A 22,344-nucleotide genomic window follows, 5' to 3' on the forward strand; every position below is an offset into this window, starting at 1 on the left:
AAGGATTTTAACATGCTGAAATTTGCAAAAATCACCTTAGTTGCTGGTGTTCTGGCTACGCTGACCGCGTGCACTGGTCATATCGAAAACACAAAAAACAACTGCAGCTACGATTATTTCCTGCATCCAGCAATTTCGATTTCAAAAATTATTGGTGGCTGTGGCCCGGCTGCGAATCAGTAATAGAAGCGATTGCGCAGATACAAAAAAACCGGGAACTTCCCGGTTTTTGCATTTATAGATTAGGTGCTCATTCACATGTTATCGCACTCACGCTCTCGCGCAAAATACGCAGCACCGTTTCTTCTCCACTTCGGTTTGGATTGATTCGAATCGCATAATCGCCCAACGACGGACTCGCTTCGCGAAACGTCCCCGAAAGGCGAAAAAAAACCGGGCGTAACCCGGTTTCTTCAGTATTGCAGGGAGCATTACGGCTTGGCGACAAAACCAATCGCTTCGTAAACGGCCTTCAGCGTAACAGATGCGCGGGCGCTGGCTTTTTCCGCACCTTCTTTCATCACTTTCTGCAGGAAAGCTTCATCGTTACGGAAACGGTGATAGCGTTCCTGAAGCTCGGTCAGCATACCGGAAACGGCCTCTGCGACTTCACCTTTCAGATGACCATACATTTTGCCTTCGAAGTGCTGTTCCAGCTCCGGAATGCTCTTACCGGTGACCGCAGAGAGGATATCCAGCAGGTTGGAAACACCCGCTTTGTTCTGCACGTCGTAGCGTACAACAGGCGGTTCTTCAGAGTCGGTCATCGCACGTTTGATTTTCTTAACCACAGATTTCGGATCTTCCAGCAGGCCGATCACGTTGTTGCGGTTGTCATCCGACTTGGACATTTTCTTCGTCGGCTCCAGCAGCGACATCACGCGCGCGCCGGATTTAGGAATGAACGGCTCAGGCACTTTGAAGATGTCGCCATACAGAGCGTTGAAGCGCTGGGCGATATCGCGGCTCAGTTCCAGATGCTGTTTCTGATCTTCGCCAACCGGTACCTGGTTGGTCTGATACAACAGGATGTCTGCCGCCATCAGTACCGGATAATCAAACAGACCGGCGTTGATGTTCTCCGCATAGCGCGCGGATTTGTCTTTGAACTGGGTCATACGGCTCAGTTCGCCGAAGTAGGTGTAGCAGTTCAGCGCCCAACCTAACTGTGCATGCTCCGGTACGTGAGACTGCACGAAAATGGTGCTTTTTTCAGGATCGATACCGCATGCCAGATACAGCGCCAGCGTATCGAGCGTTGCTTTACGCAGCTGCTGAGCATCCTGACGAACGGTGATGGCATGTTGGTCAACGATGCAGTAGATGCAATGATAATCATCCTGCATGCTCACCCACTGACGCAGCGCACCCATATAGTTGCCAATGGTCAATTCACCTGAGGGCTGTGCGCCACTAAAAACGATGGGCTTAGTCATTTTTTGATTCCTGATTTTCGCTATGCGGAAGCCCGAGAGCGGGCAGTAGTTCATTAATACGGTCGTAAATAACGTCGGGCTGGCTCAGCGCGATTGACTCGCCGTAGTTGTAGCCATAGGTCAGGCCAACGGACGGACAGCCAGCAGCTTTTGCCGCCTGAATATCATTACGTGAATCCCCTACGAAGAGCATTTGCTCAGGCTTGATGCCAAGCTTACTTGCCACCAGCAGCAGCGGATCCGGATGCGGTTTTTTATTCTGCACGTCGTCACCACCGATGACCACGCTAAAGTACTTGGCGATATCTAATGCTTCGAGCAATGGTGCGACAAACGGGGTCGGTTTATTGGTCACCAGACCCAGCGGCAATCCTTTCGCATGCAGCGCGCCCAGCGTGTCGGCAACATCAGGGAACAGGAATGTCCCCTCTTCTGCGACATCGCCGTAGTATCTGTCGAACAGCTTACGCAAAATACGTACCTGCTCCTCGGCGGGAATATCATCATCAACGGGCGGTTTACCCATCGTTTTACGTAATGTTGCGCGCTCCTGACGGGACCACGCCAGCGCGCGCTCCATCAGTACATCTGCACCGTTACCAATCCAGGTGATAACGCGTTCTTCTCCGGCAACCGGCAGTTCCAGCGCATATAGCGCCATGTCCACCGCTGCGGCTAATCCCGGCGCGCTGTCGACCAGCGTGCCGTCGAGGTCAAATGCAGCGCCCCGAATATCCTGAAACTTATCCATGACTTACCTTCGCCAGTTCATTGCGCATTTCATCAATGACTTTTTTGTAGTCTGGTTGGTCGAAAATGGCGGAGCCTGCGACAAACATATCTGCGCCTGCCGCGGCAATTTCACCAATGTTATTCACTTTGACGCCACCGTCCACTTCGAGGCGGATATCGTAGCCAGATTCATCAATACGACGACGCACTTCGCGCAGCTTATCCAGCGTTTGTGGGATGAAGGACTGTCCGCCAAAGCCTGGGTTAACGGACATCAGCAGGATCACATCGAGCTTATCCATGACGTAGTCCAGATAGCTCAGCGGTGTTGCCGGGTTGAACACCAGACCCGCTTTACAGCCATGCTCTTTGATCAGCTGTAAAGTGCGATCAACATGCTCGGAGGCTTCCGGATGAAAAGTAATGATGCTGGCGCCAGCGGCGGCGAAGTCCGGGACAATACGATCGACCGGTTTCACCATCAGGTGAACATCAATCGGGGCGGTGATGCCATATTTACGCAGCGATTTCAGTACCATCGGTCCGATGGTCAGGTTCGGTACGTAGTGATTGTCCATGACGTCGAAGTGCACGACATCGGCACCGGCAGTCAGCGCTCTCGCGGTGTCCTCACCCAGGCGGGCAAAATCAGCCGACAGAATTGAGGGGGCGATCAAATACTGTTTCATCCGCTTCTCCTTGAGATTTATTTCTTCGCAGGCGTTACGACTCCTGGTTTATACAGTGCCAGCAGTTCGTTCACCTTTTTACGCGTGCCGCCATTGCTGCTTATGCTGCGCCGCACTTTGACCTGAAAATGTTTCGCCGCTCGGTACCATTCACGGGTATCGGGCGTATCGTGGTTCGAAATTAACACCGGGATCTGCTTACTGACCAGCTTTTCTGCCATCTCGGCCAAATGCGCCTGCTCTTTCGGGCTAAAGCTGTTGGTGTGATACGCAGTGAAATTTGCCGTCGCCGAAAGCGGTGCATAAGGCGGGTCACAATAGACCACAGAGTTGCTATCCGCACGGTTCATGCACTCTTCATAGGAGAGGCAATGGAACTCCGCATTCTGCGCTTTCTCAGCAAAATGGTACAACTCGGCTTCTGGGAAGTAAGGTTTTTTATAACGCCCAAACGGGACGTTAAACTCGCCGCGCAGGTTATAACGGCACAATCCGTTGTAACCAAAGCGGTTCAGATACAAGAACAGTACTGCTCTGCGGAACGGATCCTCGCTGGCATTAAATTCTTCTCTGAACCGATAGTACACCTCAGCCTGGTTGGTTTCAGGCATAAACAGCTCACGCGAAGCCTGCACATACTCATCGGTACGCGTCTTCACGATGTTATAGAGACTGATAAGGTCGCTGTTGATATCGGCAAGAATATAACGAGAAAAGTCGGTGTTGAGAAACACCGACCCGGCACCCACGAAAGGTTCAATCAGGCACTCACCCTGAGGTAAATGCCGTTTGATATCATCAAGCAGGGGGTATTTCCCCCCTGCCCATTTCAAAAAAGCGCGATTTTTTTTCATGCTGACTAACTAATTACACCTTCTCCGGCTGTGGAGAAAGCTCCGACAGCATCCTGCGCTTTAGTCTTTGTCCCGCAATTGGGCGAAACATCAAACCATTGCAGAACATATCCTATCTTACTTCAAATCGGCCTGAACCTGATGCAGCGGTTTTGCCCACGGGTTTTTCGCCTGAATATCAGCGGGTAACGTAGACACTGCACGTTTCGCATCTTCTTTAGACGCATACACGCCTGTCACCAGAACATACCACGGTTGACCGTTACGCGTCGTCTGGTACACCACATAGTTCTTCAGGTTTTCTTTCTTCGCCCAACCGTTCAGGTTGTCGTAGTTAGAAGAACTGCTGAGCTGCAGCGTGTAATGGCTGGACGGCGCAGATTTTAACGCTCCAACATTACCTGCACTTTTCGCTCCGCCAGCAACAGGCGTTGTTGCTGTCGCCGTTGGCGCAGGCGTTGCAGTCTGTGCTGGCACAGTTGTGGTTGCTTTCGGCTCAGCGGTCGCTTTCGGCGTAGCGGTTACCACAGGTGCTTTAGTTGTGGTGGTCGGCGCGGTAGCAGTTACGGTTGGTTTTGCCTGGGCAACAGGTTTCGGCTCTGTCGGCGTCGCTTTCACCGTAGTTTGCGGTTTGCTCTTCGGCTCAATAACGGCCTGTTTACGTTCCTGGCGCGTAGCAGCAGGACGCTCAGTCGTTTCCGTTTTCGCCGTCTGGCGCGCAGCATTACCATTACGCATCGGCGCAACGGTCGCAGGTTCAGTCGGCAGCGTAGAGTTAACCACGGCGTTGTTAACCTGCTCCTGACCCTGTGGTTGTGTCAGAGCATTGTTCAAATCGCCCTGCACTTCAACACGCTGCTGGCCTTCGGTTGCCGCAGGTGCCTGACCTTGAGTCGGGGTAGAGGAAATCGGTGGCAGGGAAACATCCTGCTGGGTATTGCCAGCGGTCTGCTCAGCGCCCGTTGCAGGTGTCGTTGCACTCGCCTGATCCGTTGCATTGCTGCCAGAGAGATCGATGCTCTTCTCGCCAGATGCTGCCTGCTCATTGGAAGAAGATGAGGGGGCTTTCAGCGCAGAACCAATGCCGATAATCAGCAGCAGCAGTACCAGAACACCCACGCCCATCATCATATACTGGCGGGAGGCAGGCTTGCTGACGGCTTTCTTACGCTTGCGCGGACGACGTTCTACACGCTCTTCATCCACCGCATCGTCATCAGATTCATACTCTTCTTCAATGTCCTGCTCTTCATCACGCTCTTTGCGTGCGCGCGCAGGACGGCGATCGTCAGCATCCAGATCAACATCATCAAAATTGATTTGCGGCTCATTATCGCGTTCAGACGATTGACGAGAACGACCAGTACGACGATCGCTGGGATCGGGTTTCAGCTCGTCTTCTGGTTTGAATTCATCCATTTAACACCCCACTCAAAGGTTAATGCTTACGACTTTGCACATAACCTGAAGCTAAAAGACCTACGTTTCGCAACGTAAGCCTGACCTTTCTTGTTGTTACGCCTGCTGGCAATCAGCAATAGCGTTAAGAACCACCTCGTGCGACACTCCGCCGCGCACTTCACTCTTCCCTATCGCTCGCGGAAGCACCAAACGAATCTCTCCCGCTAACACTTTTTTATCTCGCAGCATGTGCGGCAGATAAGCCTCGGTGGACATTTCACGCGGCCCATTCACCGGTAAGCCTGCTCGCTGTAACAGCGTAATGATGCGCTGCGTATCAGCGGAGGTGAACTGACCCAAACGTTCTGACGTACGGGCAGCCATTACCATACCTGCTGCGACTGCTTCACCATGTAACCAATTGCCATAACCCATTTCAGCTTCGATCGCATGGCCAAACGTGTGTCCCAGATTCAGTAAAGCACGTAAGCCCATTTCACGCTCGTCTGCTGCGACAACTTCTGCTTTCAGCTCACAACAACGACGGATACAGTACGCCATTGCCGGACCATCCAGACGCAGTAACGCATCCAGATTGTCTTCCAGCCAGCTGAAAAATTCACCGTCAAGAATGATGCCGTATTTGATCACTTCCGCCAGCCCCGATGCCAGCTCACGCGCAGGAAGCGTTTTCAGGCAATCGAGATCCACCACCACGGAGGCCGGTTGGTAAAACGCGCCAATCATGTTTTTACCGAGGGGATGGTTTACGGCGGTTTTGCCGCCAACGGAGGAGTCGACCTGCGACAACAGGGTTGTCGGGACTTGAATAAAACGAACACCACGTTGATAGCTGGCTGCCGCAAAACCGGTCAGATCGCCAATCACGCCGCCGCCAAGGGCAACTAACGTGGTATCACGACCGTGCGGTTTTTGCAGTAACGCGGTGAAAACCGTATCCAGAACCGTCAGGCTTTTATACTGCTCGCCATCGGGAAGGATAACGCTATCAACGTTAACACCCGCCTGTTCAAGTACGCCGCGAACCTTATCGAGATAAAGGGGAGCCAGGGTTTCGTTGGTCACCAACATAACCTGATCGCCCGATTTCAGCGGTAAGAATGAAGCTGGCTCATTGAACAAACCAGCCGCGATGGTGATAGGGTAACTACGTTCCCCGAGAGTGACTGTGATCCTCTCCATTACGCGACATCCACCTTAGTTACTTGTACCCGCAGACGAGTGTGTATTCAGCCAGAATTAGTTGCTTTCCAACATATGAATAATCTGGTTTGCTACGACTTTTGCGCTCTGATCGTCGGTGCGAATGGTCACGTCAGCAATCTCTTCGTACAAAGGATTGCGTTCGTCAGCCAACGCTTCCAGAACTTCACGAGGCGGTGATTCTACCTGCAGCAGCGGGCGTTTCTTGTCACGTTGAGTACGTGCAAGTTGTTTTTCAATTGTCGTTTCAAGATAGACCACGACGCCACGCGCGGAAAGACGGTTACGTGTTTCACGTGATTTTACAGAGCCACCGCCAGTTGCCAGCACAATACCCTGTTTTTCCGTCAACTCGTTGATGACTTTTTCTTCGCGATCACGGAAGCCGTCTTCACCTTCTACATCGAAGACCCAGCCCACATCAGCTCCGGTTCGTTTCTCAATCTCTTGATCAGAATCGTAAAATTCCATATTGAGTTGTTGAGCTAACTGGCGCCCAATAGTGCTTTTTCCGGCACCCATAGGCCCAACCAGAAAGATATTGCGTTTCTCTGCCATTTTTTCGGTACTACTAAGACTATTCGTTAATGGTAAACCCGCTTCGCAGACACCCAGCGCAGCAGGACATGAACTGAAACCTCATAAGATATTGCGAGAGTCAGACTGAAAATTATCTCAATACTCAAGCGGGTTTGGCAACTGAATAAATCACCAAACCTAACGCATTTCTGGTCGTGGCAGGCATGCTACCCTGCAAACATCAGACCTGGCGACGTATCGCGCAGTCAAATGACACCCAATAAGCCTATGGCACACCACCGGAAAGGCAAAGCGTATTCACTGCCGCATAAGTAAAGAAAAGTACCGACGCTCAAATCGGTACTCCTTGTATGCTAAATACACCCTCACGTCAAATCCCTGAAACGTGTTCAGTGCAAAAACAATGGCTTTTCATGCATAAGTTATTCCGTTGAAACCAGTCTGGGCGTAATAAAGACCACTAATTCGCGCCGTTCATCTTCTTTACCATCATGGCGAAAAAGAGAGCCAAGCCAGGGAATGTCGCCTAATAGCGGCACGCTGTCGGCTGCGGATTTATTCTTATGTGAAAAAATCCCGCCAAGCGCAATCGTCTCGCCGTTTTTTACCTCGACCTGCGTTTCAATCTCCTGCTTGTCGATAGCCAGCACTTCGCCATCTGCCTGCTGTAGAACCTGTCCGGGAACATTCTGGCTGATATGCAGTTTCAGCCTGATTCTCCCTTTCTGCAATACCGTTGGTGTTACCTCCATCCCCAGTACCGCTTCCTTGAACTCGACGGATGTCGCACCGCTTTCACCGCTGGAGACCTGATAAGGGATCTCACTGCCCTGCTTAATACTGGCAGGTTGCAGGTGAGATGCCAGTAATCGTGGACTGGCGATGATATCCAACTGCTGTTTTTGCTCCAGCGCAGACAACTCCAGTTCCAGTAAACGACCGTTAATGCGGCCAATGTTAAATCCCACGCGGGATGTGGCGGTGGCTACAGAGAGATCGCTGGCAAGCGTTGTAACATTCCCAACCGCCCCCGATTGTTGTGCGTCAGCCAGCGACCACTTCACCCCCAGCTCGCGCAAACTTTTTTCATTTATGGTGACGATATGCGCCGCCAGTTCGACCTGGGCAACCGGCAAATCCATTTGCGATACCCACTTTTCCAGGGTGTTAAGCGCAACGCTATTATCACGCAGCAGTAAGCGGTTGGTCCGTTTATCCACCGTCATGCTTCCCTTGGCACTGAGCAGCTTTTCTCCTGCTTTTGCCAGCTCGGCAGCATCGGCATAGTGCAAAATAATGCTGCGCTGCTCCAGCGGCAAACTGGCCTGAATCCGCGCCTGTTCATTGTCCTGGCGGGCCGCATTTTCACTCTGCCATTGAACAGAATGTACATGCAGGATATTGCCCTCCTGGCGTAATACCAGCCCGGCACTTTTTACCACCGTCTGCAATGCCTGCTTCCAGGGGACATCCGTCAAATGCAGCGACAGCACACCGCTGACATCTGGCGAAACCACCAGGTTTTTCTGTTCCTGTTCAGCCAGCGCCTGCAATACCTGCTTAACCGGCACATCATCGACCACCAGCGTCACGTTTTGCGGTTTCGTCGCCAGCGCGCTCGTTATCCCGACCGCCAGCGCTATTACTATCCACGCTCTCCATCGCTTCATTTACCGCTCCTTGTCGTTGCCACTGCCATCGCGGCGGTTCGCAGTTTTTTTCTGTATCGAGGGTTATGTTCTGGGCCGTTATCTGCGTAATCGTCCAACCGTTTTTCAGGACGTCATTTGGCTTAACCCGCCGCCATTTTTTCTGGCTATCCTGAACGATGCCGATGGGTCGCGTGCCCTGGCTCACCATGCCCTGAAAGCGCCATGTCGACATCTCAGCAATTTGGCAGCGGTCCTCCGGCGGCAGGAAGGGATTACGCATACCGGTGAGCATCAGTACGCTCATACATGCCAACAGCCAGCGTTCAACCGTCATTCAGACGCTCCAGCTGTAGCGTTAGCAGCAACTCCGTGTCTTCTGCGCTAAGCGAAAATCGGCTGACGTTCATCCCCTGTTCCGCCAACTGGACAAACGTCTGCGGGATAGCATCCCAGGCCGATATCAGCGCCATCTCTCCGCCTTGCGCGGAGGGTTGCCAGTGGATAAGACGAGTAAGTGAAGTCTGAAACAGCAGCGGGGAGAACAGGGTCAGTTTCTCTTCCGGCTCTGCTGGTGATGCCGACAGCAGATAGACATCTCGCCATTGCATCTGAATAGCTGCCCGTTGTTGGACCAGCGTCTCGCGTTGCATCGTCCGCTCCCGCGCGACGGGATAAAGACATAACGTCACCAGTATGAGTAGCCCTAACATCCAGCCGCACCAGCAGATGAGTCGAAAGCGCGGCGACTGCGCTAACCAGACATCACAGAGCGTTATCATGCGCACCGCTCCGTGTCAGTCGATAGTGGAATTGCCAGCGTCCCTGCGCATCCTGCTGCGTTTCACCGGGGCTGCTCAACTGAAACAATGGCTGCTGGCGTAATTGCGCCTCCAGCGCCTGCAGCGCGGCAAAGTTCAGCGTGTTTCCCGTCAGTTCCAGCGTGTCCTGCTGCCAGGCCATTTTTGTTAACCACGCCTGCTCAGGCAGGAATTCCGCCAGCTCTTGCAATACCGACTGCCAGCTTCGGGTCTGCTCACGCTGTTTGTTCCGTGCCTGCACCTGTTGCCATCGTTGCTGGCGCTGCTGCATACGCGGCTTTAGCGCCATTAAGGCCTCGGCACGCGTCTTTTCGGCATCTGCCAGCAACAATTCAGCCCGATTTTCTACACTCAACACGCTGTAATAGCGCAACAACACGCCGCTACTAAGCAGTAGCGAAGCGCTAAATAAGATGCCCCAGAAGCGCAGGCAAGCGTAACGCCGAGTCTGACGCCAGGGCAGAAGATTAATGGTCGCTATCATCAGTACGCACCTCCCATAGCGAGTCCCAGCGCAATGGCGAAGTGATGGCTTTGCGTTGGAATGGGCGGCTGGCGTACAGACACGGCGCTCAAAGGGTCGAAGCCGCCAGGGGAGCATTGCGCAATGGCTGTCGTGGGCAGAGATAATGTCGTGGCAAGCTCATCGATACTGCCAATATCGCCCGTTGATTTACGTCCCCATGCCGAACGGATCGCCCATAACCACTGGGCGTCATCACGCCATACCAGACACTGCTGATGCTCTGGCAAGAAGGGAATAAATCGCTGTAACGCGCTGGCATCCGGTGTAATCGCCGTAACCTGCACCTTCAGGGTTTGGATAAGCGTCAGAAGCGCTGAAATCTCTTTGCTTTGCGCAGCAGTGACGTTAAACGCCGGGCTCAACGTGTCTTCGCTATAATCAAAATGCAGCGCATCCGGCGCCATATCGAGTTCACGCGCCATCGAACCGGACAACCATGCGGTTTGCTCTGGCTCGCGTAACGTCATTGTCGGACGAGGAAACTTTTTTTGTAACGTCCTGTTGGCGGGAAAAGAGAGATGAATATGGTGTCGGCGAGGGAGCTCCCGGCTCCACGGCAGTAGCGCGGCGACCAGCTGTTCAGGCTCGCGAATGTGGCCATCGACGATAACCTGAGGCGTCAGCGGTATACGCCACCAGCGTTGCAGATACCAACCTGATGCTTCGCGAACGATAGCGACAGCCAGCGCTTCATGTTGCTGAATATGCAGACCAATTTTCCAGATATTGAAAGCCATTGCTGATGATCTCCTTATCACCCGTCGCTTTAACGGGTATATCAATGCGTCTGGCTTGCCTTTATACTACCGCGCGTTTGTTTATAAACTGCCCAAATGCCACTAAATGGGAAATCTCCAGTGAAGTTCGTAAAGTATTTATTAATCCTTGCAGTATGTTGCATCCTGCTGGGAGCAGGCTCGATTTATGGCCTTTATCGCTATATCGAGCCGCAATTACCTGACGTCGCGACGCTCAAAGATGTGCGTTTACAGATCCCGATGCAGGTTTACAGCGCTGACGGCGAGCTAATCGCGCAATATGGCGAGAAACGTCGAATCCCGGTCACACTGGATCAGATGCCGCCGGTAATGGTTAAAGCCTTTATCGCCACAGAAGACAGCCGCTTTTATGAGCACCATGGGGTAGACCCGGTGGGGATCTTCCGTGCGGCCAGCGTCGCATTGTTCTCTGGTCACGCTTCGCAAGGGGCGAGTACCATTACCCAACAGTTGGCGAGAAACTTCTTCCTGAGCCCGGAACGTACGCTGATGCGTAAGATCAAAGAAGTGTTCCTGGCGATCCGCATTGAACAACTGCTGAGTAAAGATGAGATCCTCGAACTGTATCTGAACAAGATCTATCTGGGGTATCGCGCCTATGGCGTGGGTGCTGCCGCGCAGGTCTATTTCGGTAAGACAGTGGATCAACTCAGCTTAAGTGAAATTGCGGTGATTGCCGGTCTGCCAAAAGCGCCGTCAACCTTCAACCCGCTCTATTCGATGGACCGTGCAACCGCGCGACGTAACGTTGTACTGTCGCGTATGTTGAGCGAAAACTACATCACGCAGGCCCAGTACGATCAGGCGCGCGGCGAGGCCATTGACGCTAACTACCACGCGCCGGAAATCGCTTTCTCTGCACCGTATCTGTCTGAAATGGTGCGCCAGGAGATGTATAACCGTTATGGCGAGAAAGCCTACGAAGACGGGTATCGCATCACCACCACCATTACGCGCAAAGTACAGCAGGCAGCTCAGCAGGCAGTACGTAACAACGTGATGGATTACGACATGCGCCACGGCTACCGCGGCCCGTCGAACGTGCTGTGGAAAGTGGGCGAAAGCAGTTGGGACAGCAAGAAAATTACCGATACGCTGAAAGCGCTGCCGACTTATGGCCCCCTGCTGCCGGCGGTTGTTACCAGCGCCAATCCACAGGAAGCCATTGCCGCGCTGGCGGATGGTACATCAGTGTCATTACGGATGGATGGTATGCGCTGGGCGCGTCCTTACCGTTCAGATACTCAACAAGGCCCAACGCCGCGTAAAGTGACTGACGTAGTACAGACTGGCCAGCAAATCTGGGTACGCCAGGTGGGAGATGCCTGGTGGCTGGCGCAAGTGCCGGACGTCAACTCAGCCCTGGTCTCCATCAATCCGCAAAACGGCGCGGTGCTGGCGCTGGTTGGTGGTTTTGACTTCAACCAGAGCAAGTTTAACCGTGCAACCCAGGCGTTACGTCAGGTGGGCTCCAACATCAAGCCATTCCTGTATACCGCCGCGATGGATAAAGGTCTGACGCTGGCGAGCATGCTCAACGACGTGCCGATCTCCCGCTGGGATGCCGGTGCTGGTTCCGACTGGCAGCCGAAGAACTCCCCGCCGCAGTACGCCGGTCCTATCCGCTTACGTCAGGGGCTGGGTCAGTCGAAAAACGTAGTCATGGTACGCGCCATGCGCGCCATGGGCGTGGATTACGCGGCAGAGTATCTGCAACGTTTCGGCTTCCCGGCACAGAACATTGTGCATACCGAGTCGCTGGCGCTGGGTTCTGCTTCGTTCACACCGTTGCAGGTGGCACGCGGTTACGCAGTGATGTCTAATGGCGGCTTCCTGGTCGATCCGTATTTCATCAGTAAGATTGAAAGCGATATGGGCGGCGTTATCTTCGAAGCGAAGCCGAAAATTGCCTGCCCGGAATGCGATATTCCGGTGATATATGGCGATACCCAGAAATCTAATGTGCTGGAAAACAGTAACGTAGAAGATGTCGCCGTCTCGCAGGAACAGCAGAATGCCGCCGTGCCTATGCCGCAACTTGAGCAGGCAAACCAGGCTCTGGTCGCGCAAAGCGGCACACAAGAGTACGCTCCGCACGTGATCAACACGCCGCTAGCCTTCCTGATTAAAAGCGCGCTGAACACCAATATCTTTGGTGAACCAGGCTGGATGGGAACCGGTTGGCGCGCAGGTCGCGATTTACAGCGTCATGATATCGGTGGGAAAACCGGGACTACCAACAGCTCTAAAGATGCGTGGTTCTCCGGTTACGGACCAGGGGTAGTAACGTCGGTATGGATCGGCTTTGATGACCATCGCCGCAACCTTGGTCATACAACGGCTTCCGGCGCGATCAAAGACCAAATCTCCGGCTACGAAGGCGGTGCGAAGAGTGCGCAGCCTGCATGGGATGCTTACATGAAATCCGTGCTGGAAGGTGTGCCTGAACAGCCGCTGACGCCACCGCCGGGTATCGTGACGGTCAATATCGATCGCAGCACAGGACAACTGGCGAGCGGTGGCAATAGCCGCGCAGAGTACTTCATTGAAGGCACACAGCCGACGCAACAAGCGGTGCATGAGGTGGGAACAACCATTATTGATAATGGTGAGACACACGAACTGTTCTGATCGATTGCCGGATGGCGCTTCGCTTATCCGGCCTACAATTTCGGTACAATTATTTGATCTTCCGGAATTTTGTAGGCTGGATAAGGTATCAGTTGGCAATCGTAATTAAAGCCGCCCCTGCCCTTTCAGCCATTCGCGTACGAGGAACAGCGCACTGACATTACGTGCTTCATGAAAATCAGGATCTTCCAGCAGGTCCATCAAATGCGCCAGCGGCCAGCGCACCTGCGGTAATGGCTCAGGTTCATCACCCTCCAGCGATTCAGGATATAAGTCCTCTGCCACCACGATGTTCATCTTGCTGGAGAAATAAGATGGCGCCATGCTGAGTTTCTTTAAAAACGTCAGATCTTTTGCGCCAAACCCCACCTCTTCTTTCAGCTCCCGATTCGCCGCCTCAAACACGCTTTCGCCAGGATCGATTAATCCCTTGGAAAAACCCAGTTCGTAGGACTCGGTCCCGACCGCATATTCGCGAATAAGGATCAGATGGTCGTCAACAATCGGCACAATCATTACCGCTTCACGCGTGGATGGACGCATACGTTCATAAACGCGGCGTACGCCATTGCTGAACTCAAGGTCCACGCTTTCGACCTTAAACAGCCGGGATTGGGCGACGGTTTCCACTTTCAAAATCGTGGGTTTCTGTAATGATTTGCTCATTGTGAGGATCTTTGCTGTGAAATCTGGGGTTATTGTGCGATATACCGCACGGTTTCGGCAATGTGAATTGCCGTTTATTTACATTTATGTAACGTACTAAAAGTTAATCCCTATTTCAAATTAAAAGTCAATAGGTTGAAATAACTCCAGGAATTTGCTGATATTCCATTTTTGGTGATTTTGCTATGATTCGCATTTACTGGGCTGTACTTAAAGATGCTCAAGTTCGACTCCACACTTGCCGATAGCCAACCACAGAATCACGAATATTGAACAGGGTGCGACTGACCACGCCTGACAGACTAAGTAAGATGGGGAAAGCATGAGCACCATTCTGATTTTTTTAGCTGCTTTGCTGGCCTGCTCATTGCTTGCAGGATGGCTACTCAAATCAAAATCCAGGCAGAAAAATTTACCCTTGAGCAGCGTCTTCTCAGACGCCTCGAAACGTAAACTCACACCTGAAGAACGCAGCGCAGTCGAAAACTATCTCGAAAGCCTTAGTCAAATTCAGCAAGTACCCGGTCCCACGGGAGCCAGTGCTGCGCCGGTCTCATTAACGTTGAATGCCCAAAGTAATAGCGTCATCGTGCTTACTCGTTCGATTACACGTTACGGCATTACCACCGACGATCCTAACAAATGGCGCTACTATCTTGATTCCGTTGAGGTACATCTTCCCCCTTTCTGGGAACAATACATCAACGACGAAAACAGCGTTGAGATAATCCACACCAATACGATACCGCTGGTTATCTCGTTGAACGGCCATACGCTGCAGGAATATATGCAGGAAGCGCGAGGTTATGCGTTACAGCACACCGCTTCTACCCAGGCGTCCATTCGTGGTGAAGAAAGTGAGCAGATTGAACTGCTGAATATTCGCCAGGAAACCCATGAAGAATATGCGCTCAGCCGCCCTTCGGGATTGCGCGAGGCGTTGCTGATAACCGCATCATTCCTGCTGTTCTTTTTCTGTTTGGTTATCCCGAACACGTTTGTTCCGTGGGCAGTCGGTGGCGCGGTGTTGCTGTTAGCTGCGGGTCTGTGGGGATTGTTCGCCCCGCCGTCTAAAAGCGCCCTGCGGGAAATTCATTGTCTGCGCGGTACGCCGCGTCGCTGGGGATTGTTTGGCGAAAACGACCAGGAACAAATTAATAATATCTCGCTGGGTATTATTGATCTGATCTACCCAGCTCACTGGCAACCTTACATCGCCCAAGACCTTGGCCAGCAAACGGATATCGATATTTATCTCGATCGCCACGTTGCCCGCCAGGGGCGTTTTTTATCTCTGCACGATGAAGTGAAAAACTTCCCGTTACAGCACTGGCTGCGCAACGCCGTCATCGCAGGCGGCTCGTTGCTGGTACTGCTGATGCTGCTGTTTTGGATCCCGCTGGATATGCCAATAAAGGTCACGCTCTCCTGGATGAAGGGCGCGCAAACTATCGAAGCCACCAGCGTTAAACAGCTCGAAAACGCGGGCGTTCGCGTGGGTGACACGCTGCACCTGAGTGGTACGGGTATGTGTAACATTCATACCCAAGGGAGCTGGAATGCGCAGCCTGCCACGCCGTTTATGCCTTTCGATTGCTCGCAAATTATCTGGAATGATGCGCGCGCATTACCGCTGCCTGAGTCTGACCTGGTGAATAAGGCCACCGCGCTCACGCAGGCCGTGAGCCGTCAGCTGCATCCCAAACCTGACGATGACTCTCGCGTCAGCGCATCGCTACGCTCGGCAATCCAAAAGTCCGGCATGGTGTTACTGGACGATTTTGGTGAGATAGTCCTTAAAACGGCCGATCTGTGTGCAGCCAAAGATGAATGTGTACGCTTAAAAAATGCGCTGGTTAACCTCGGTAACAGTAAAGACTGGGCCGCGCTGGTGAAGCGAGCGAACGCAGGCAAACTGGATGGCGTGAACGTGCTGCTACGTCCGGTAAGCGCAGAGTCGTTGGATAATCTGGTGAATACCTCTACGGCGCCGTTTATTTCACGCGAGACTGCGCGAGCAGCCCAGGCGCTGAATAGCCCTGCCCCTGGCGGTTTCCTGATTATCAGCGACGAAGGCAGCGATCTGGTCGATCAGCCGTGGCCGACGACCTCGCTATATGACTATCCTCCCCAGGAACAGTGGAACGCCTTCCAGCGCCTGGCGCAGATGCTAATGCAGACACCATTTCGCGCGGAGGGGATCGTCACCAATATTTCGACTGACGCCAATGGCACCCAGCACATTGGCCTGCATCGTATTCCGGATCGTTCAGGATTATGGCGCTACCTTGGCACGACGCTGCTGATGTTCTCCATGCTCGGATGCGCTATCTACAACAGCATACAGGCATTCAGACGCTACCAGCGTCACCGCACCCGCATCGCGGAAATTCAGAGCTACTACGAAAGTTGTCTCAATCCAACACTGATTGACAACCCGGAAAGCCTGATTCGATAACACGCTCGCGCGACAGGATATGCTACCCTGTCGCGCATCATGTTTTCTTCTGGGGAGTTTCCATGCATATCAATATTGCCTGGCAGGATGTCGACACCGTGTTGTTAGATATGGACGGCACGCTGCTCGACCTGGCATTCGATAACTATTTCTGGCAAAAATTGGTGCCGGAAACCTATGGCGCGAAGCAAGGTATCTCTCCTCAGGAAGCTCAGGACTATATTCGTCAGCAGTATCATGCCGTGCAGCATACGCTAAACTGGTATTGCCTAGATTACTGGAGCGAGTGCCTGGATCTGGATATTTGCGCCATGACCACGGAACAGGGACCGCGCGCCGTTTTGCGCGAAGATACCGTACCGTTTCTTGATGCCTTAAAAGCCAGCGGCAAGCGCCGCATTTTGCTCACCAACGCGCATCCGCATAATCTGGCGGTGAAGCTTGAGCATACCGGTCTGGCCTCACACCTTGATTTATTACTTTCCACCCACACATTTGGTTATCCCAAAGAGGATCAGCGGTTATGGCACGCTGTGGCTGAAGAAACGGGAATGAGTGCAGAGAAGACGCTGTTTATTGACGACAGCGAACCCATTCTCGACGCCGCTGCTCTGTACGGTATTCGTTACTGCCTCGGCGTGACCAATCCCGACTCCGGCATCGCCGAAAAACAGTACGCACGCCATCCGTCACTGAATGACTACCGCCGACTGATCCCCTCACTGATGTGAAGGAGACGCCATGAAAGAAAAGCCCTCTGCTGAAGTCAGGCTGGATAAATGGCTGTGGGCTGCACGCTTTTACAAAACGCGTGCGCTAGCCCGCGAAATGGTTGAAGGCGGTAAGGTGCACTACAACGGCCAGCGCAGTAAGCCAAGCAAGATTGTCGAGCTGAACGCCACCCTCACCCTGCGCCAGGGAAATGACGAGCGAACGGTCATTATCAAGGCCATTACCGAGCAGCGTCGCCCGGCAACGGAAGCCGTTACGCTGTATGAAGAAACCGCGGAAAGCGTGGAAAAACGCGAAAAAGTGGCGCTGGCGCGTAAACTTAACGCGTTAACCATGCCGCACCCGGACAGGCGACCGGACAAAAAAGAGCGCCGCGACCTGTTACGATTTAAACACGGCGACAGCGAGTGACTGTCACCTGCAAGAGAGATGATTATGCCGCAACATGACCAATTACATCGTTATCTGTTTGAAAACTTTGCCGTGCGCGGCGAACTGGTGACCGTTTCGGAAACCCTGCAACAGATCCTCGAAAATCATACTTACCCGCAACCGGTCAAAAACGTACTGGCTGAGCTACTGGTTGCCACCAGCCTGCTCACCGCCACGCTGAAATTTGCCGGTGATATCACTGTGCAGTTGCAGGGTGATGGTCCGCTGAGCCTGGCCGTCATCAACGGCAACAACAATCAGCAGATGCGCGGCGTGGCCCGCATGCAGGGTGATATTCCTGAAGATGCCGATCTGAAAACGCTGGTGGGCAACGGTTACCTGGTGATCACCATTACCCCGGAAGAAGGCGAGCGTTATCAAGGCGTGGTCGGTCTGGAAGGTGACACGCTGGCAGCGTGTCTGGAAGATTACTTCATGCGTTCTGAACAGCTGCCGACACGCCTGTTCATCCGCACTGGCGACGTTGATGGCAAACCCGCTGCTGGCGGAATGCTGCTGCAGGTAATGCCGGCGCAAAACGCGCAGGCAGATGATTTCGATCACCTGACAGCCCTGACTGAAACCATCAAAGCCGAAGAGCTGCTGACGCTGCCGGCCAACGAAGTGCTGTGGCGCCTGTACCACGAAGAAGAAGTTACTCTCTACGATCCGCAGGACGTTGAGTTCAAATGCACCTGTTCACGCGAACGCTGCGCAGGCGCACTGAAAACGTTGCCGGACGAAGAAGTGGACAGCATTCTGGCGGAAGAAGGCGAGATCGATATGCACTGCGATTACTGCGGTAGTCACTATCTGTTTAACGCCATGGATATTGCTGAGATCCGCAGCAATGCCTCCCCTGCCGATCCCCAGGTGCATTAATCACTGTCTTGCCTGATGGCACGGCGCTTATCAGGCCTACGGAAAAACTGTCGTAGGCCTGATAAGACGTTCACGCTGCCATCCGGCAAAAACGATGTCGGCAACACACTCACTCGGTGTAATAAGTCATCGGCAGTCTTTTGCCATCAATAGTGATATCCCGCCAGATTCTGGGGGTTGAGCCCAGTTGCTGATTCGCTACCGCCTGCAGCAATTTATCCTTAGTGAATCCTTCAGGTAGCGTGGCGACCGCTAACAAATCCCATTTGTTTTTCTGCATGCCGAAGACCAGACTCTCCCCATCGCCAAAGGCATATAACACCTGCTCAGGATGACCATCCGCATTGAGGTCCTGACTCACCAGTACGCACGCATTCTGCTCAGCACAAGAGGTGATGCGATACCCCTGTGTTTTGACAAACGCCCAGAACGCATCGTCTGGCTTCTGGCTCCCCGGAGCCATCACAACCTTCGATACTAACTGTGTTGCGGTTAGCTCTTTAACCGGATCCCGGCGCCCTTGCAGCAGAGAATTCAAGTCGCGTCTGCGTTTACTGTCTTGATTAAACGCCACATCTTTTTGTAATGCTTCCAACGCTGCGCGCCCCGGTTTTCCGCTGTGATCCAACATATACAGGCTGACTTGATCCGGTTTAATTTTCCCGCTGTGATACAGCCCCATATGGCTGTTAACGCTGATGCGCCAGGCATCAATAACCGGCGATGACAGCAGAACCAACAGCCCCAACGCCAGCAACGAAACGCCAAGAATGACCGGCCCCTGAAGCTCAAGCGGATTACGTCCGCGGCGCAAAATGCTGGCCAGATAGCCAAACGACCATACCAGCAGCACCACGACCACCAGCACGCCATAAACACGCTCAGGCGTCCAACCGTACTGCTGTATTCGCACCCACAGTGACCAACCGGCAATCAGCATATAGATGGGCGCGACAATCAGAGAGCATTTGATCAGGTAGCGTAACGCGCCAGGATAGGGTAACGCCTCTTTTTGCGGTTCACGCACGATAGCTATCAACAGCAACAGGAGCAGCGTCAGCGTTGACATCAACCCAGCCGCAGACACGCGTTGCGAAATAGCCTCCAGCCCGGTGAAGGGTAAGGTCAGTATGAACATCAGCGCCAACAGCGCGACCAGAGGTAACAGACCGGTGGCGATAAACGTCAGTAATTTTTGTACCGCCGTGACCAGACGCGACTGTGTACGGGCCAGTACCACTGCCAGTGCGGTAATCAGACCAAAGGCCACATAGCCAAACCAGTCGGTATCAAAGAAGAGCGTGCTGAAGAAGGGAATACCGACCAGCTTAAACATCTCGCTCCATAGCAGGAGCACCAGCCAGAACAAACCGTTGGCGACAAAGACAATCAGCAACGTCAACGCATTAAGCCACAATTGCCGATAAAAATGCGGGTAACGCGCCTGCTCACGAGAGACATGAAGCGAGTACTGAATCCAGGGCAAAGCTAGCATCGCCATCAGCAGTAAGCGCCAACCGTAGAACATAAAAACTTCATGTTGCCGCCACTTATCACTGTCCTCGACTTGCCACTTTAGCCAGACACTCATCGCCAGCACGACAATAAAGATCAACGCCATCCAGTACCACAGCGCGCGTTGTTTGAAAGAAACAACAGTAAGCAAAAGGGCCGAGGTGATCGCAATCGTCGCAGGCATGCCATAGAACAGCCAGCCGTCATTATGGGGCGCCAGATATGTCATCAGCAGATAGCATAATGTCCCCTGCAACAGGCCGATGAATATCATGCCCCAACGCGTCGTACGTGAAATTTCAGCACTATCCATGTCAGTATCCAGAATGAAGGGAAAAGCTAATTATCGCATCAACTTCACAATTTTGAGCATTGATAGAGCGATTTCAGACCACGACGACGGGAAGTGAATCGATATTGTTTATGTATAACCCACATTTATTTCTTACGTGAATGCGATTACACTCACAAGATTCCCGCCAAAAACACTCTCCATTAACGTTTTAAGAACATTTTCCACAACAAAAAAGGGTTTCCTGCCATAATATCTGCCTCTTTGTGACAGGAGTCGCAGCGCATTCGGTCGCCCGTGATTTTCCCGGATGCGTAAATCTATGAGCCTTGTCGCGGTTAACAATCCCTAAAAAACCTTACTATTCCAGGTAATACATATTGGCTAAGGAGCAGTGAAATGCGTGTGAACAACAGTTTAACCCCGCAAGATCTCAAGGCTTATGGTATCAATGACGTTCAGGATATCGTTTACAATCCAGACTACGACACGCTTTTCCAGGAAGAACTTGATCCAAACCTGGAAGGTTATGAACGTGGCGTGTTAACGAATCTGGGCGCCGTTGCCGTTGATACCGGTATCTTTACCGGACGTTCGCCAAAGGATAAGTACATTGTCCGTGACGACACCACGCGCGACACGCTGTGGTGGTCCGACAAAGGTAAAGGTAAGAACGACAACAAACCGCTTTCCCCGGAAACCTGGCAGCATCTGAAAGGATTAGTCACCCAGCAACTTTCCGGCAAGCGCCTGTTTATCATTGATGCTTTCTGCGGCGCTAACGCCGATACCCGTCTTTCCGTGCGCTTCATTACCGAAGTTGCCTGGCAGGCGCATTTTGTCAAAAACATGTTCATCCGCCCAAGCGACGAAGAGCTGGTTGATTTCAAACCTGATTTCATCGTGATGAACGGCGCTAAATGCACCAACCCGCAGTGGAAAGAGCAGGGTCTGAACTCCGAAAACTTCGTGGCTTTCAACCTGACTGAGCGTATCCAGTTGATTGGTGGCACTTGGTACGGCGGCGAAATGAAGAAAGGTATGTTCTCCGTAATGAACTACCTGCTGCCGCTGAAAGGCATTGCCTCCATGCACTGCTCAGCAAACGTTGGGGAAAAAGGCGATGTGGCAGTCTTCTTTGGCCTGTCCGGCACCGGTAAAACCACACTGTCCACCGACCCGAAACGTCGCCTGATTGGCGATGACGAACACGGCTGGGATGACGACGGCGTGTTTAACTTCGAAGGCGGTTGCTACGCGAAAACCATCAAACTGTCTAAAGACGCCGAGCCGGAAATCTACAACGCGATCCGTCGTGACGCGCTGCTGGAAAACGTCACCGTGCGCGAAGATGGTTCCATCGATTTCGATGATGGTTCAAAAACTGAGAACACCCGCGTTTCCTACCCGATTTATCACATCGATAATATCGTTAAGCCGGTGTCAAAAGCGGGCCATGCTACCAAAGTGATCTTCCTGACCGCCGACGCATTTGGCGTGCTGCCGCCGGTTTCTCGCCTGACGGCAGACCAAACGCAGTACCACTTCCTGTCTGGCTTCACCGCCAAACTGGCCGGTACCGAACGCGGCGTCACCGAACCGACCCCGACCTTCTCTGCCTGTTTCGGCGCAGCATTCCTGTCTCTGCACCCAACGCAGTACGCAGAAGTACTGGTGAAACGTATGCAGGCGGCAGGTGCACAGGCGTATCTGGTTAACACCGGCTGGAACGGTACCGGCAAGCGTATCTCTATCAAAGATACCCGTGCGATTATCGACGCCATCCTGAACGGTTCGCTGGATGACGCGGAAACGTTCCGTCTGCCGATGTTTGACCTGGCTATCCCGACCGAGCTGCCGGGTGTGGACACTCGCATTCTCGATCCGCGTAATACCTACGCATCTCCGGAGCAGTGGCAGGAAAAAGCCAACGCACTGGCGAAACTGTTTATCGAGAACTTCGAGAAATATACCGACACCCCTGCAGGTGAAGCGCTGGTTAGCGCCGGACCGAAGCTGTAACGAAAAGTGCCGGATGGCGGTTTCGCCTTATCCGGCCTACAGCAACAAAAAGGGAGGCATTTT

21 protein-coding genes and 1 pseudogene are annotated in these 22,344 nt (G+C 52.9%); 7 read left to right on the forward strand and 15 right to left on the reverse strand.

Annotated elements, in window-relative coordinates:
• The first annotated feature begins 12 nt into the window (after positions 1–12).
• A complete protein-coding gene (locus OGX89_RS12885) occupies positions 13–183 on the forward strand; it encodes a YhfL family protein (RefSeq protein WP_003827690.1) in 171 nt (56 codons plus the stop codon).
• 67 nt (positions 184–250) lie between these two features.
• Here OGX89_RS12885 and OGX89_RS12890 read toward each other — a convergent pair.
• The 13 genes and pseudogenes from OGX89_RS12890 to OGX89_RS12950 form a co-directional block, all read right to left on the reverse strand.
• Positions 251–397 (reverse strand): annotated as a pseudogene (locus tag OGX89_RS12890) (aminotransferase); the annotation flags it as partial.
• Positions 398–431: 34 nt separating this feature from the next.
• Complete coding sequence (gene trpS, locus OGX89_RS12895; RefSeq protein ID WP_003827687.1) at positions 432–1,436, reverse strand: tryptophan--tRNA ligase; 1,005 nt, start codon at positions 1,434–1,436, stop codon at positions 432–434.
• Complete coding sequence (gene gph, locus OGX89_RS12900; protein WP_003837920.1) at positions 1,429–2,187, reverse strand: phosphoglycolate phosphatase; 759 nt, start codon at positions 2,185–2,187, stop codon at positions 1,429–1,431. Before gph ends, trpS begins: the two co-directional genes overlap by 8 nt.
• Positions 2,180–2,857 carry a ribulose-phosphate 3-epimerase gene (gene rpe, locus OGX89_RS12905; protein WP_003023561.1) on the reverse strand — a complete coding sequence of 226 codons (678 nt, stop codon included), beginning with the start codon at positions 2,855–2,857 and terminating at the stop codon, positions 2,180–2,182. Before rpe ends, gph begins: the two co-directional genes overlap by 8 nt.
• Before the next feature lie 17 nt (positions 2,858–2,874).
• Entirely contained in the window at positions 2,875–3,711 is an 837-nt protein-coding gene (dam, locus tag OGX89_RS12910; protein ID WP_003827684.1) for an adenine-specific DNA-methyltransferase, read from the reverse strand.
• Between the two features lie 117 nt (positions 3,712–3,828).
• Positions 3,829–5,130 (reverse strand): cell division protein DamX, encoded by a 1,302-nt coding sequence (damX, locus tag OGX89_RS12915; RefSeq protein ID WP_126956361.1) that lies wholly within the window; start codon positions 5,128–5,130, stop codon positions 3,829–3,831.
• A gap of 96 nt (positions 5,131–5,226) precedes the next feature.
• The gene (gene aroB, locus OGX89_RS12920; RefSeq protein WP_003827681.1) at positions 5,227–6,315 is read right to left on the reverse strand and encodes a 3-dehydroquinate synthase; all 1,089 of its coding nucleotides are present in this window, start codon (positions 6,313–6,315) and stop codon (positions 5,227–5,229) included.
• A gap of 57 nt (positions 6,316–6,372) precedes the next feature.
• The gene (gene aroK / locus OGX89_RS12925; RefSeq protein WP_003023552.1) at positions 6,373–6,894 is read right to left on the reverse strand and encodes a shikimate kinase AroK; all 522 of its coding nucleotides are present in this window, start codon (positions 6,892–6,894) and stop codon (positions 6,373–6,375) included.
• Positions 6,895–7,298: 404 nt separating this feature from the next.
• Positions 7,299–8,546 (reverse strand): DNA uptake porin HofQ, encoded by a 1,248-nt coding sequence (gene hofQ, locus OGX89_RS12930; RefSeq protein ID WP_126956363.1) that lies wholly within the window; start codon positions 8,544–8,546, stop codon positions 7,299–7,301.
• Positions 8,449–8,862, reverse strand: a complete 414-nt coding sequence (locus tag OGX89_RS12935) for a HofP DNA utilization family protein (protein WP_126956365.1) — start codon at positions 8,860–8,862, stop codon at positions 8,449–8,451. The genes hofQ and OGX89_RS12935 overlap by 98 nt, the downstream gene beginning before the upstream one ends.
• Positions 8,852–9,307: a HofO family protein gene (locus tag OGX89_RS12940; protein WP_126956367.1), complete on the reverse strand. Its 456-nt coding sequence runs from the start codon at positions 9,305–9,307 to the stop codon at positions 8,852–8,854. Before OGX89_RS12940 ends, OGX89_RS12935 begins: the two co-directional genes overlap by 11 nt.
• On the reverse strand, positions 9,291–9,830 hold the full coding sequence (locus OGX89_RS12945; protein ID WP_126956369.1) for a PilN domain-containing protein: 540 nt from the start codon (positions 9,828–9,830) through the stop codon (positions 9,291–9,293). The genes OGX89_RS12940 and OGX89_RS12945 overlap by 17 nt, the downstream gene beginning before the upstream one ends.
• Positions 9,830–10,609 carry a type IV pilus biogenesis protein PilM gene (locus tag OGX89_RS12950; protein WP_126956371.1) on the reverse strand — a complete coding sequence of 260 codons (780 nt, stop codon included), beginning with the start codon at positions 10,607–10,609 and terminating at the stop codon, positions 9,830–9,832. Before OGX89_RS12950 ends, OGX89_RS12945 begins: the two co-directional genes overlap by 1 nt.
• A 120-nt stretch (positions 10,610–10,729) precedes the next feature.
• Here OGX89_RS12950 and mrcA point away from each other — a divergent pair, with 120 nt between their 5' ends.
• Complete coding sequence (mrcA, locus tag OGX89_RS12955) at positions 10,730–13,282, forward strand: peptidoglycan glycosyltransferase/peptidoglycan DD-transpeptidase MrcA (RefSeq protein ID WP_003827669.1); 2,553 nt, start codon at positions 10,730–10,732, stop codon at positions 13,280–13,282.
• Positions 13,283–13,387: 105 nt separating this feature from the next.
• On the opposite strand, the gene nudE is transcribed toward mrcA, so the two are convergent.
• Entirely contained in the window at positions 13,388–13,948 is a 561-nt protein-coding gene (nudE, locus tag OGX89_RS12960; RefSeq protein ID WP_003827667.1) for an ADP compounds hydrolase NudE, read from the reverse strand.
• Between the two features lie 322 nt (positions 13,949–14,270).
• Between nudE and igaA the strand changes: the two genes are divergently transcribed.
• The 4 genes from igaA (at position 14,271) to hslO (ending at position 18,452) form a co-directional block, all read left to right on the forward strand.
• Positions 14,271–16,406: an intracellular growth attenuator protein IgaA gene (igaA, locus tag OGX89_RS12965; protein WP_003827665.1), complete on the forward strand. Its 2,136-nt coding sequence runs from the start codon at positions 14,271–14,273 to the stop codon at positions 16,404–16,406.
• 62 nt (positions 16,407–16,468) lie between these two features.
• Complete coding sequence (yrfG, locus tag OGX89_RS12970) at positions 16,469–17,137, forward strand: GMP/IMP nucleotidase (protein ID WP_003023533.1); 669 nt, start codon at positions 16,469–16,471, stop codon at positions 17,135–17,137.
• A 10-nt stretch (positions 17,138–17,147) separates the two neighbouring features.
• Positions 17,148–17,549: a ribosome-associated heat shock protein Hsp15 gene (hslR, locus tag OGX89_RS12975; RefSeq protein WP_016157639.1), complete on the forward strand. Its 402-nt coding sequence runs from the start codon at positions 17,148–17,150 to the stop codon at positions 17,547–17,549.
• A 24-nt stretch (positions 17,550–17,573) separates the two neighbouring features.
• Positions 17,574–18,452 carry an Hsp33 family molecular chaperone HslO gene (gene hslO / locus OGX89_RS12980; RefSeq protein ID WP_003023531.1) on the forward strand — a complete coding sequence of 293 codons (879 nt, stop codon included), beginning with the start codon at positions 17,574–17,576 and terminating at the stop codon, positions 18,450–18,452.
• A 109-nt stretch (positions 18,453–18,561) separates the two neighbouring features.
• On the opposite strand, the gene OGX89_RS12985 is transcribed toward hslO, so the two are convergent.
• Entirely contained in the window at positions 18,562–20,280 is a 1,719-nt protein-coding gene (locus tag OGX89_RS12985; protein ID WP_126956373.1) for a DUF4153 domain-containing protein, read from the reverse strand.
• Between the two features lie 378 nt (positions 20,281–20,658).
• On the opposite strand from OGX89_RS12985, the gene pckA reads away from it, so the two are divergent.
• On the forward strand, positions 20,659–22,281 hold the full coding sequence (gene pckA / locus OGX89_RS12990) for a phosphoenolpyruvate carboxykinase (ATP) (protein ID WP_003023529.1): 1,623 nt from the start codon (positions 20,659–20,661) through the stop codon (positions 22,279–22,281).
• Positions 22,282–22,344 lie beyond the last annotated feature (63 nt).

The sequence above is a fragment of the Citrobacter sp. Cpo103 genome (genome assembly GCF_030332605.1).
Classification (GTDB): Bacteria; Pseudomonadota; Gammaproteobacteria; order Enterobacterales; family Enterobacteriaceae; genus Citrobacter; species Citrobacter portucalensis.